This is a genomic window from Paenibacillus sp. OAS669, from assembly GCF_014873645.1.
Lineage (GTDB): Bacteria > Bacillota > Bacilli > Paenibacillales > NBRC-103111 > Paenibacillus_S > Paenibacillus_S vulneris.
Genome location: NZ_JADBDR010000015.1, coordinates 54,154 through 66,184, shown reverse-complemented (window position 1 = coordinate 66,184; position 12,031 = coordinate 54,154). Strand labels below are relative to the sequence as shown.

Sequence of the window (12,031 nt, the reverse complement as noted above, 5' to 3'; positions counted from 1 at the left end):
CACAAAATGGATGATTATGGAGTGGTGATGGCATTGGACCGCTTAAGGAAGGAACCCGAGTATGAGGAGCAGTTTGTATTATTCTCCGCCTTTGTAGAAAAATGGATGAAAAGGGCTTTGTACGTCCTGCTTTCTTTGCTGATTGCAGTACAATTGCTGCTGCAAATCCCCGGGCTTCGCTATTATTTGGTAATAGTGGAACAGCTTGAAGGAATTCCCTATGATCATTCGCGGTAAGGTACCGTCGTTAAAAGGCGAAAGCTCGCGAAGAGTTTTGCAATCCCTCTTGTACCTATGGTATAATTTTCTTCGATCACAGGCTGGGCCTGTTTTATTATTCATTGCATCATTGTTCATTTTTATTGCTGGGAGGCCCGCGTTTTGGAAAAAATCAACATTGCTATAGATGGCCCGGCGGGAGCGGGGAAAAGTACGATCGCCCGATTAGTCGCTAATGAGCTCGGCTTCGTTTATGTCGATACCGGGGCCATGTATAGAGCCGTCACATGGAGCATTTTGCAAGCGAATCTTCGACCCGAGCAGGAAGAGGAAGTGATCTCCGTTGCGCAACGGCTTCAAATTCGTCTCGTTCCAGGTGAAGAAGGGCAGCAAGTGTTTGTGGACGGGCAGGATGTGACCGCCGAGATTCGTTCGGCTGCTGTAACCGGCAACGTTTCCCGTACATCGCAGATTGCGGAAGTGCGGCGCATATTGACGGAGAAGCAGAAGCAGCTTGCAGCGGATAAAGGTGTCGTGATGGATGGTAGAGATATCGGAAGTCATGTATTGCCCGATGCGGAATTGAAAATATTTTTGACTGCCAGCGTTAGGATTCGGGCGGAAAGACGGTTCAAGGAAATTCAAGATAGCCGTCCGGAGGTCACATTGGAACAGCTGGAACAAGAGATAGCTTCCCGCGATAAGATGGACGAGCAGAGAGAGACCTCGCCTTTAGTCCAAGCAGCGGATGCCATATTGCTGGATACGACAGAAATGACGATTACTGAAGTGGTCGAACGTATTTTGGAGCTTTGCAGATCCAAAGTCGGCGGGGGGAAGTAACATGCTTTACTCTACGCTTCGTGCCCTATTCCATTTTTTGTTCAGGACCTTGTTCCGCTTGAAGGTTGTAGGACTGCATCATATCCCAACCGATGGTCCTGTCATCTTGTGCGCGAATCATATCAGCAATTTTGACCCGCCGTTATTAGGAAGTCCTATAATTAAAAGGCGAGTGCACTATATGGCCAAGGCAGAACTGTTCGAAGTACCGGTGCTTGGCTGGGTACTACCCCGAATTTGTGCGTTTCCCGTTAAGCGCGGAGGCGTAAGCAAGGAGTCCATTCGACTCTCGCTGCAGCTGCTTAAGGAGAATAACATTATTGGTATTTTCCCGGAGGGCTCGCGTCACAATGCCGGGGGCATGGGTAAAAAAGGGGCTGCCAGCTTGGCTTTGAAGTCAGGAGCAACTGTGGTACCGGCAGCGATAGTAGGCAATTATCAATTATTTAAAAGAATGACGCTGGTATACGGCCCGCCGGTTGATATTAGCGAGTTTGCGGAAGCAGGCTCCGAAGGATTGGAGCAGGCAACCGATAAAATTATGGCCACAATTCGATCGATGGTTAAACAATACGAATCGAAATGATAAAATGTGGAATACTTAAAAAAACAATTAACCGCGTATTCTTTTTGCGCCGGTAAATTATATTAGACAGCAGCAATTGTAACTACTATTCATTGAGTTAGGTTGCTAATCAAGGAGGGTATTGGACCATGTCAGAAGAGACAAAAGTGGAAAACGTACAAGAGGAACAAGCACAGCAAGAAGTATCCCAAGAGGAATCCATGGGCAATGTATCTGTACTGAAAAAGGGAGATACCGTTAAAGGCAGCATTATTAAAGTAGATGACGATCAGGCTATCGTTGACGTAGGCTATAAATATGACGGCGTTATTCCTGTTCGCGAGCTTTCTTCCGTTACATTAGGAAGCGCAGCCGAAGGCGTTCAAGTAGGTCAAGAGGTAGAATTGAAAGTATTGACCATCGATGACAACAAGGAGAAGCTGGTGCTCTCCAAACGCGCAGTAGACAGCGAAAAAGCATGGGATCAGCTTCAAGCCGACATGGAAAACAAAACGATTCTTGAGGCAAAAGTAGCCGAAGTTGTTAAAGGCGGTCTTGTGGTTGACGTAGGCCTGAGAGGGTTTGTGCCTGCTTCGATGGTAGAGCGTAACTTCGTTGAAGATTTCAGTGATTACAAAGGTCGCACATTAAGATTGCGCGTGAAAGAAATGGACCGCGAGAAAAATAAAGTCATTCTTTCCCAAAAGGATGTTCTAGACGAAGAGTTCGAAGCGAAGAAGAAAGAATTGATCTCCAATCTTTCCGTTGGACAACAGCTTACTGGTACCGTTCAACGCTTGACTCCATTCGGTGCTTTCGTTGATATCGGCGGCATTGACGGTCTGGTTCACATTTCCGAAATGGCTTGGCATCATGTAGAGACTCCTTCCGAAGTGGTTAAGGAAGGCGATCAAGTTCAGGTGCAAATCCTGAAGCTCGATCCTGAGAACGAGCGCATCAGCTTAAGCATTAAAGCAACTCAACCGGGACCATGGCAAAAAGTCGCCGAAGAATTCCAAATCGGCGATATCGTGACGGGTACGGTAAAACGTCTTGCTCCTTTCGGGGCTTTCGTAGAAGTAGCTCCAGGTGTTGAAGGTTTGGTTCATATTTCCCAAATCGCACATCGCCATATTGCTACTCCTTTCGAAGTATTGAAGGAAGGCCAAGAAGTGAAAGCAAAGGTTCTGGATTTGAATGTGGAGGAGAAGCGTATCAGCTTGAGCATCAAGGAAACAGAAGAAGCTCCTGAAGCTCCTGCTCCTAAAGCAGACAGACCTGCTAGAAATCAAAAAGAAACCGTGATTGCGGAAGAATACCAAAACCAAGGTCTTAACTTGACTTTGGGAGAACGTTTCGGCGATAAATTAAGCAAATTCAAATAAGTCGATTTGAATAAGAGCCACATTGAGAGTGAACAAGCTTCATGCTTGTTCACTCTTGTGAGTTATAGGGGGGCAGGCCAAGTGCGGATACCAAGAAAGATGGAGCATGTGCATCATGCTCTGCAGCTTGGGCAAAGCGGTAATCAAGGATTTGCCGATATTAAGCTGATCCACAATTGTTTACCGGAAACATCCACTTCGCTTATCTCATTGCAAACAAGCATCGGCGAACTCAATTTGAGCTCGCCGATTATTATTAATGCGATGACTGGCGGAGCTCATGAGACAGAAGAGATTAATAGAGAGCTGGCGATCGCGGCCAGAGAAACCGGATTAGCGATGGCCGTAGGCTCGCAGATGTCCGCACTGAAGAACCCGGAGGTAGTATCAAGCTACCGTATTGTGAGGGAAATGAATCCGGATGGCATCATATTCGGAAACTTAGGAAGTGAGGCAACGCTCGAGCAAGCTCTGCGGGCTGTCGAGATGGTTCGGGCCGACGCGCTGCAAATTCATTTGAATGTAATGCAGGAGCTGATTATGCCGGAGGGAGACCGGGATTTTCAGGGCATGCTGGAGCGCATTTCCGCTATTGTCGAGCAGGTTGGGGTTCCTGTCATCGTGAAAGAGGTAGGCTTCGGCATGGCGAGAGAAAGCGTCGATGCCTTGCTCGGCATTGGTATCTCGGTCATTGATGTAGGCGGATACGGCGGAACCAATTTTGCCGCTATTGAGAATATGCGCAGATCGCTGCCGATGGACTGGCTGAACGAATGGGGCTGTACGACCGCGACCGCATTGCTGGAAGCGGACTATGCTTCTTCCCGGCATGCTAACGTGTTTCTTATCGGATCCGGGGGAATCAGAAACAGCCTGGAGGCTTGTAAGGCGCTGATTCTGGGAGCGTCAGCCGTAGGCGTGGCAGGCGCCTTCCTGAGGACGCTTCGTCAGGAAGGGACAGCGGCCCTGGTTGAGCATATCCGGGAGATGCATAACGAGATGAAGCTCGTCATGACTGCGCTGGGAGCACCGACGGTTCAAGATTTGCACAAGGTTCCCGTGGTCATTTCCGGCGAAACGGCTCATTGGTGCTATGCGAGAGGAATAGATATTCAATCGTTTGCAAACCGGAACGGTTTTATAAAAATTACATAACCAAGCCATACTAAGAACGGAATTGGAAGGCTGCTTTGTTAGAAACAGGCTTTCGCGCTCTTGGACTGTGAGGAGCATAGACAACCGTCATCGCTTGCGCAGGCAGAGCTAACGAAGACAGCATCACTACGATACGTTCTAAGGTGGGTGCGATGAATCCAGGATACTTATCTTTGCTGCTTATGGTCGTTTCGTTAATCCTGTTCGCGAGTGGCTGGAAAGACATTATTATGAGAGGTATAACTTCAAAGGTCATACTTCTTTTTTTTATTTCGTGGCTTATCAGTATGAACTTTTCCTTACCTATAGCGGGAGGGCGTGTATGCCTCTGCCTGGGAGTTCTTCTAATCTGTATCCTCTGTGTGCTGTGGAGAGTCCATGGGAACGTCTATCGGGTACACCTTCTTTCGGTCGGCGCTTTGTTAGGCTCCATCAGCTTCTTTATGCTGGAGACCATCCATTTGGTGCCGAGGCTGATTCTGGGCAGCACTGAGATCTCTATGGCGCTTGCCATCGGTGTTCTGCTCAGTCTATTGACCCGGCATCCGGCTGCACAAGTTGCGTCATTGTCCATAGGACTTATCCTGGCTGAATGGTATCATGGTTATCTCCATCGCAATTACTCGGGCTTTCAGCTCGGGTTCCAGTCCTTCCAGGATCGCTGGTGGCTGACGCTTTCTATAACGAGGACTATCTCGTTGACACTGATGGCGGTTGCTCTGACATGCAAAAAAAGCTTTTTTTGGATATCAGATGGTATAAGGCGCAGATACAGCGGCGATAGTGATTAGAGAGGGGGAAGCCAAATGCTCGCTTGGATTGCCGAACAAAAATATACGGTAGGCATTATCATAGGGGTGCTCTTCGGATTGGGAGCCCGCATTACCATGCTGCAGACAGATTATCGTCAATACCCGACCTATCCGCATGGAAAAATAATCCATATCGCATTGGGGGTTATTGCAGCAGGACTAGGAGCGGTTGCTGTCCCTTCCTTACTGGATAAAAACTATACTGCGATCACGTTCCTTACGGTTGCGGCCCAACAATTCAGGGATGTCCGGAATATGGAGCGGCAAACGTTATCCAAAATCGATAGTATGGAGCTCGTCCCCCGCGGGGCTGCTTATATCGAAGGAATTGCCATGGTCTTTGAGGGGCGCAACTATATGGTGATCTTCACCTCTTTTGTAGGAGCCATGTTCAGTATTATTTTCGCATGGTATTGGGGGATCGTTGCCGGAATCATAGCAATTCTCATCACGAACCATTTTAAAAGCGGGAAAAGTATTTCCCACATTGCCGAAGTTCAGAAGGCAGAAGTGCGGATGGACGGGCCGAATCTGTTCGTAAACGATATTTATATGATGAATATCGGCTTGGACGATACCCGGCATAAAATTTGCGAAAAAGGGATCGGGCTTATTCTCGTGCCCAAAAATCAAAACTGCCGTGTGACTTTGGCGAATCTTGGACAGCGGCAAGCGCTGCTGCATGACATTTCCACCATCATGGGCGTTTACCGGGATGACGGAGAGCCCTCTCTGCTGCCGCTCGCAAAGCTGGATATGAACGATGGCCGGCTGGGCATCTTCCTGCTTCCGCAGGTTCATAACATAGACCAGGCAAGAAAGGTCATTCTGCAGTCTCCGGTGCTGGAAAGCGCCATACGGATGCCGTCAGAGGCGGATGTAAGTTCAACCGGAAAGGAAGGCGCCTAAATGGCAAAAATCGTGGCGATAGTGACGTCGGATAGGGAGCAGGTGGCCGGAGGAGCGCCGATTTTTATAACCAAGGATGCGGACGAGCAGCAAAAGGTTGCTTTCAAGCTGGAAAAAATTTTGGATGCGATGGCTCATGATTTAGAGAACGGTACGATGATTCTGGTTGATCATAAAAGCTCTTCCGGATAATGGAAACGTACGGATTTCATTGCTTTGTAGGAAGGCAAATGCTATGATGTAGATTGTGAAATTTTTCATGTTGCCGTTTTGGCGTGCAGCGAGGAAAGGAATGAAGTGGAGTGGCAAGACCCGTAGTGGCCATCGTAGGCCGTCCCAATGTCGGGAAATCGACTATATTTAACCGTATTATCGGGGACAGATTGGCAATTGTTGAAGATATGCCGGGGGTAACCCGGGATCGATTATATGGAGTCGGCGAATGGCTGGACCATCAGTTCAGTGTGATAGATACCGGCGGGATTGAAATCGACGGAGAAGATGAAATATTAAAATCAGTTCGCGCACAAGCGGAGCTTGCGGTTGAAGAGGCCGATGTAATCATTTTTATGGTGGATGCCAAGGCAGGCGTGACGCCCAACGACTCCGAGGTAGCGGAAATGCTGTTCCGTTCGAAAAAGCCCGTTGTTCTGGCCGTTAATAAAGTTGACAATATGAAGCGGCAGGACGATATCTATGAGTTCTATAGTCTCGGATTCGGCACGCCGTTCGGCATTTCAGGCTCTCATGGCACGGGAATCGGGGATTTGCTGGATGAAGTCGTGCAGCATTTTCCGGAGAGAACGGACGATGAATATGGCGAGGAAGTGATTCGTGTTGCGCTGATCGGCAGACCGAATGTCGGTAAGTCTTCGCTGACCAATACTATTCTGGGAGAAGAACGGGTCATTGTAAGTAACGTGGCCGGAACGACGAGAGACGCCATCGATACGCCGTTTGAAAGAGACGGACAAAAATACGTAATCATCGATACGGCGGGTATGAGAAAGCGCGGCAAGGTGTACGAGAATACGGAGAAGTACAGCGTCATGCGTGCATTGAAAGCGATTGAACGCGCGGATGTCGTGCTGGTGCTTATCAATGGGGAAGAAGGCATTATTGAGCAGGATAAGCATGTGGCCGGTTATGCTCATGAAGCCGGTAAAGCGTGTATTTTTGTCGTCAACAAATGGGATGTCGTGGAAAAAGACGATAAAACGATGCAGCAGTTCACCCAAAAGATTCGCGATCATTTCCTGTTCATGACCTATGCGCCGATTATTTTCCTCTCCGCAAAGACGAAGCAGAGGGTTCACAAGCTGCTGCCGATTGTAAACCAAGTGGCGGAGCAGCATGCGATGCGCATACAAACCCATGTTCTTAATGACGTCATTTCCGACGCGGTGGCTATTAACCCTCCTCCGACAGATAAAGGCAGAAGATTGCGTATTAATTATGCGACCCAGGTTACGGTTAAACCTCCGACCATCATCTTCTTTGTCAATGATCCGGAATTGATGCATTTCTCCTATGAGCGATATTTGGAAAATAAGATTCGTGCTGCTTTCGGATTTGAAGGAACGCCTCTCAGGTTGTTTACTCGTAAAAAATCGGATGAAGAATAGGGAGAGATAAGCAGTGCTATCCGTAATATCCATTATAATCGCATATTTGTTAGGGTCGATCAGCTTTAGTTTTCTGGCGGGGAAGATACTGAAAGGAATTGACATTCGAAATCACGGAAGCGGCAACGCCGGGGCTACCAATACGCTCAGGGTACTCGGCGTGGGGCCCGCTATAACGGTACTCATTCTGGATGCGTTAAAGGGGGTTGCCGCCGTTCTTGTAGGACGATGGCTGGGACAAGGAGACGTGCTGATTGAAGTGCTGTGCGGGCTGGCCGCCATTTCGGGGCATAATTGGCCGATCTACTTTGGCTTTCGCGGCGGGAAAGGGATCGCCACAACCATTGGCGTTATGATAACACTGGCTCCCCTGGCCGTTGTATATGCCGGAATCGTATGTATATTGGCGATTGCTTTAACCCGTTATGTTTCACTCGGTTCTCTGTTGTTTACCGCTCTCTTACCTTTATTTATCTGGTTTATGCGGGAACCGATTGAAATCTTCTGGTTAAGCTTATTCGTATTCGTGTTCGCTTGGGTGCGTCACCGTACCAATATTGTGAAATTGATCAAAGGACAGGAGAACAAACTCGGCTCCAAAAAATAAATCCGGAGGTGTGGGCTCATGGCCAAAAAAGTATCCGTACTGGTTGCAGGAAGCTGGGGGACAGCGATTGCTTCGGTTTTGGCGGAGAACGAAATGGATGTCATGCTGTGGACCCGCAACGAACAGCAGGTAACGGAAATTAATACGGAGCACCGGAATCGACGGTTTTTGAATGATGCCCAATTGTCACCCCGCATACGTGCGACAGCTTCAATGGAACAAGCCGTAAGTGAAGCCGACGCTGTTGTTGTGGTTGCTCCTTCGGCCGCGATGCGGGAGGTAGCGTCGCAGATGCGCCCGTTTTTAAAAAAAGAAACGACCTTGATTCATGCGACGAAAGGCTTTGAGGCCTCAACGCTCAAACGAATGTCTACTGTATTGGCCGATGAGCTGCCTCATTATGACGCGTCAAAGATCGTTGTTTTATCCGGTCCGAGCCATGCGGAAGAGGTTATCAAGCAAAGCCCGACCACAGTCGTGGTTGCGTCGGAGGATGCTCAAGCTGCGGAGGCCGCACAAGATTTGTTAATCAATAACAGCTTTCGCGTTTATACCAATCCTGATGTAATCGGTGTTGAAGTAGCAGGGGCGCTTAAGAACATTATTGCATTGGGAGCGGGACTTACCGATGGGCTGGGTTATGGAGACAACGCCAAGGCTGCACTCCTTACGCGGGGACTGGCTGAAATATCGCGTCTAGGAACGGCTATGGGCGGCAATCCGCTAACCTTTGCCGGGCTGGCCGGCGTAGGCGACTTGGTCGTTACCTGCACCAGTAAGCACAGCCGCAATTGGCGTGCGGGCTATTTGCTTGCCCAAGGCAACCCGCTTGATGATGTACTTCGTCAAATGGGAATGGTGGTCGAAGGGGTCAAGACGACGCAGGCGGCATACAAGCTTTCACGTGATTACCAGGTGACGATGCCGATCGCGGATGAGCTGTATTCCGTTCTGTTTGAAGGGAAATCCCCGGAGGCCGCCGTTGAAGATCTTATGGGCAGAGGCAGAACACACGAGCTGGAGGAGGTAGCCAAGCCCGTGCAAACAAAATGGTTCGGCTAGATTCCTGCCTACACGGTTAGTGTCCCTCCTTCATACAATACCTTAGATCATGCTCCGATCCTTAGGGAGTTATGAGGTTAAGGAGGGACAGGAAGTGGCCGATAAAACAACGCCTAAAGATGTGTTGAACACTGTAAAGAAGAAAACCGGCAAAAATATAAGCGAAAAAGATATATATAAGCTGGCTAGCGGTGTAAAACCATCCACAATGCAAAGTGAAGCTCAATTGAGACAGCTGATCAAGCAGGTATCCAGTCTGGTGAATGTACCGGTTTCTGAATCTACGATTAACGAGATCATTCAATCGGTGCAGGGAAGCAAGAACGGCAATACGATAGAGCAGCTTATGAAATTAATATCGAAAAAATAACAGTTTCGTGGCATGAGCGGCCGTCCGGCGCGCTTGTGCTTTTTTTATGTTATAATAGCAAAGAATATTTTGCAGGTACATAATGGATAATGATTATTGATGGTTAGGGGTCGTTGTATTGTATGTCATCCATGGATAAAATGTGGGCATCCTTTATTGCCATTGGGCTGATGGTTCTTGCCTCCTTATTGATCACCTTCGCTAGAACGAAGACCAGAGGGATCCTGCGCGGAGTCCTTTCGGTTATTGCGTTCCTGATGTTTATTCCCATCTTGCTGTATGTTTTTGTCTCCATGATGTAGACTTTCTAGAACGAAAATCAAGCTGAATAACGGGGGTTTCGAACGATGATTACTTTGGTAGGCAGAAAAGTGCAAAAGCAGGTCGAGCATGATAGCGGCCTTACTATACTGGATTTGGCCATGAAGCATGAGGTGGACTGGTCCTTCTCCTGCACAAGAGGCACTTGTGCCCGATGCCGCTGCCTGGTTAAGGAAGGAAGAGAGTATCTGAACGAGCCGAACGATGCGGAGCTGGATCGTCTGGAGCCGGAAGAGATCGATGCGGGCTACCGGTTAGGCTGTCAGGCTATGGTCAAGCAGGACGGGCCTGTTACCGTCGTTTACAAGCCTTATTTCTAATCGGGCATAACCGCCAACGAGAAGGGGAATTTCCGTGGATTATATAGACAAGCTGGGGAATGCGCTCAGAACACTTCAGATGCAGCTTCATGACATAGAGCAGCCTTGGTTAGTCGGAGGAAGCTGCGGATTGCTTATGCAAGGAGTACCGATAGCTGAAGCGCCGAAGGATTTGGACGTATACGCCGATGTAGAAGGTGCTAGAAGCATTCACAGACTTTTATCGGAATATTCCATCGACGAGCAAGTAGAGGACCGTTCTTCCGTCTACTACTCCTTATTAAGCCATTACAGCATTCATGGGATCAAGGTCGAATTGGTCGGGGGCTTCGAAGTGACGATGCGGAACAGCTTCTACAAGGTGAATGCCGCTTGGCTCGACCGTTATGCCATGAAGTATACTTTAAATACCCATGAAGGGCTCGACCCGGTCAAGCTGATGCCGCTGGAGCACGAGCTTATCTTTAACCTGCTGAGAAACCGGCCGGATCGGTTCGAACCGATCGCCAAGGTCATCTCTACGCGGATCGGAAGCTCTTCATCCATTGCCGAAGAGCTTATCCAACAAAATCATATCGACGAAGAGATCGTCCATCAAATGAATCGGCTGCTTCAACGATAAGCTGACAAGAAAAAGAAAAAGGAGTACAAACGATGACAGCTCGTGTGACGTTTTTACCGGACGGCAAGTCGATCGACGTGCGAGCGGGAACGACGCTGCTGGATGCCTCACGCAGAGCCAGAGTTCACATACGTACTCGCTGCGGAGGGAAAGCCGCCTGTCTAATGTGTAAGGTCCTTGTTCAGGGCAGCGGCACAGGGCTGGCTCCGTTAAATCAGAATGAGAGCTTGAAGCTGGGCGGCTTGCATGAGCAAGGCTATCGGTTAGCATGTCAAGCTAAGGTTACAGGGGATGTTACCGTTACACTCCCGGAAGACCCGCTGAAGGCAGCTATACGAAAACAGTTGGAGCGGCAGCAGGAGGAAGAATAAATCATGAATATTCGTTTACGAAAGTCAAGCATCATTCTGTGTGTAGTGATGCTTTGTACGGTTCTGTCGGGCTGCATGTATCCGAAGGAGATGCGCAAGGAGAACCAGATAGCTTCGGGAGAATTCGTGGTGGTTGTACAGAATGCGGTGGATCAATTTCATACGAAAACCGGTGTGCTTCCTATCAAAAATAGCGATCAGATGACGCCGTTGTATGAGAAATATCCTGTTGATTTCAAGAAGCTGAAAGAAAGAGGCTTGATCAGCAATATTCCGGCAAATGCGTTTGAAAACGGCGGTACGGCAATCTATGTTCTAGTAGATGTCGAGACGAAGCCTACGGTGAAAATGATGGATTTAACCTCATTTCAGCAGACTGTAGAAGTCCAGAAGCTTGTCGACGACTATAAATCCAAAAACAACGGCCAGCTGCCGAAAGGGGAACCGGTTGCTCCTTCCTTCTACCGGATTGACTTTGACAAGATGAACAAAAAGCCCATGCAGGCAACCAGTATGTATACCCGTCAGGTGATGCTGCCTTTCATGATCGATGATGCAGGAAGGGTCAGCATTGACTACTCGGAGGAAATGATGCGCCTGATCGACAAGAAATCGCTGCAGAACAGCTTGAACGTGAATCAGGATTTGCGCGAGCTGCTTGTGAAGGAATCGTATTACGTGCCGGCCCGAACCGGTCCATTTCGTTGGATGGAGGGCAGACCGACGCCCGTTCTTGAATAATAGCTTCCCAACCTCTATTAACCTTCTTAAAGGGAAATAGAGGTTTTTTTGTTATGCCAAAGAATAACCGGAACCTCCGGTTCATATATTCTCATAGAGATTAA

At 48.6% G+C, this 12,031-nt stretch carries 17 protein-coding genes; all 17 read left to right on the top strand.

The features are described 5' to 3' along the window. The first annotated feature begins 21 nt into the window (after positions 1-21). The 17 genes from GGC63_RS26540 to GGC63_RS26460 all read left to right on the top strand — a co-directional run bounded on the left by GGC63_RS26540 (position 22) and on the right by GGC63_RS26460 (position 11,927). Positions 22-237 carry a hypothetical protein gene (locus tag GGC63_RS26540; RefSeq protein ID WP_412973897.1) on the top strand — a complete coding sequence of 72 codons (216 nt, stop codon included), beginning with the start codon at positions 22-24 and terminating at the stop codon, positions 235-237. Positions 238-381: 144 nt separating this feature from the next. After that, positions 382-1,062 carry a (d)CMP kinase gene (gene cmk / locus GGC63_RS26535; protein ID WP_192704883.1) on the top strand — a complete coding sequence of 227 codons (681 nt, stop codon included), beginning with the start codon at positions 382-384 and terminating at the stop codon, positions 1,060-1,062. Between the two features lies 1 nt (position 1,063). Then, positions 1,064-1,648, top strand: coding sequence for a lysophospholipid acyltransferase family protein (locus GGC63_RS26530; RefSeq protein ID WP_192704882.1), 585 nt, complete (start codon positions 1,064-1,066; stop codon positions 1,646-1,648). A 128-nt stretch (positions 1,649-1,776) separates the two neighbouring features. Next, on the top strand, positions 1,777-3,012 hold the full coding sequence (rpsA, locus tag GGC63_RS26525) for a 30S ribosomal protein S1 (protein WP_192704881.1): 1,236 nt from the start codon (positions 1,777-1,779) through the stop codon (positions 3,010-3,012). 99 nt (positions 3,013-3,111) lie between these two features. After that, entirely contained in the window at positions 3,112-4,167 is a 1,056-nt protein-coding gene (fni, locus tag GGC63_RS26520) for a type 2 isopentenyl-diphosphate Delta-isomerase (protein WP_192704980.1), read from the top strand. 152 nt (positions 4,168-4,319) lie between these two features. Beyond that, entirely contained in the window at positions 4,320-4,958 is a 639-nt protein-coding gene (locus GGC63_RS26515) for a hypothetical protein (protein ID WP_192704880.1), read from the top strand. A gap of 15 nt (positions 4,959-4,973) precedes the next feature. Further along, on the top strand, positions 4,974-5,888 hold the full coding sequence (locus GGC63_RS26510; protein WP_192704879.1) for a YIEGIA family protein: 915 nt from the start codon (positions 4,974-4,976) through the stop codon (positions 5,886-5,888). Further along, positions 5,889-6,080, top strand: a complete 192-nt coding sequence (locus GGC63_RS26505; RefSeq protein WP_079910701.1) for a capping complex subunit for YIEGIA — start codon at positions 5,889-5,891, stop codon at positions 6,078-6,080. It begins immediately after the preceding gene. 110 nt (positions 6,081-6,190) lie between these two features. Continuing rightward, positions 6,191-7,513 (top strand): ribosome biogenesis GTPase Der, encoded by a 1,323-nt coding sequence (gene der / locus GGC63_RS26500; protein WP_192704878.1) that lies wholly within the window; start codon positions 6,191-6,193, stop codon positions 7,511-7,513. Positions 7,514-7,526: 13 nt separating this feature from the next. Continuing rightward, a complete protein-coding gene (gene plsY / locus GGC63_RS26495; protein ID WP_179136004.1) occupies positions 7,527-8,120 on the top strand; it encodes a glycerol-3-phosphate 1-O-acyltransferase PlsY in 594 nt (197 codons plus the stop codon). Positions 8,121-8,138: 18 nt separating this feature from the next. After that, the gene (locus tag GGC63_RS26490) at positions 8,139-9,182 is read left to right on the top strand and encodes an NAD(P)H-dependent glycerol-3-phosphate dehydrogenase (RefSeq protein WP_192704877.1); all 1,044 of its coding nucleotides are present in this window, start codon (positions 8,139-8,141) and stop codon (positions 9,180-9,182) included. 94 nt (positions 9,183-9,276) lie between these two features. Further along, positions 9,277-9,552, top strand: a complete 276-nt coding sequence (locus GGC63_RS26485; protein WP_256865343.1) for a stage VI sporulation protein F — start codon at positions 9,277-9,279, stop codon at positions 9,550-9,552. Between the two features lie 122 nt (positions 9,553-9,674). Continuing rightward, positions 9,675-9,854: a DUF2768 family protein gene (locus GGC63_RS26480; protein WP_079910697.1), complete on the top strand. Its 180-nt coding sequence runs from the start codon at positions 9,675-9,677 to the stop codon at positions 9,852-9,854. Positions 9,855-9,899: 45 nt separating this feature from the next. Continuing rightward, complete coding sequence (locus GGC63_RS26475; protein WP_079910696.1) at positions 9,900-10,193, top strand: 2Fe-2S iron-sulfur cluster-binding protein; 294 nt, start codon at positions 9,900-9,902, stop codon at positions 10,191-10,193. 34 nt (positions 10,194-10,227) lie between these two features. Beyond that, a complete protein-coding gene (locus GGC63_RS26470; RefSeq protein WP_192704876.1) occupies positions 10,228-10,815 on the top strand; it encodes a nucleotidyltransferase domain-containing protein in 588 nt (195 codons plus the stop codon). Between the two features lie 32 nt (positions 10,816-10,847). Next, the gene (locus GGC63_RS26465) at positions 10,848-11,186 is read left to right on the top strand and encodes a 2Fe-2S iron-sulfur cluster-binding protein (protein WP_192704875.1); all 339 of its coding nucleotides are present in this window, start codon (positions 10,848-10,850) and stop codon (positions 11,184-11,186) included. A gap of 3 nt (positions 11,187-11,189) precedes the next feature. Beyond that, the gene (locus GGC63_RS26460; protein WP_192704874.1) at positions 11,190-11,927 is read left to right on the top strand and encodes a hypothetical protein; all 738 of its coding nucleotides are present in this window, start codon (positions 11,190-11,192) and stop codon (positions 11,925-11,927) included. The last annotated feature ends 104 nt before the right edge of the window (positions 11,928-12,031 follow it).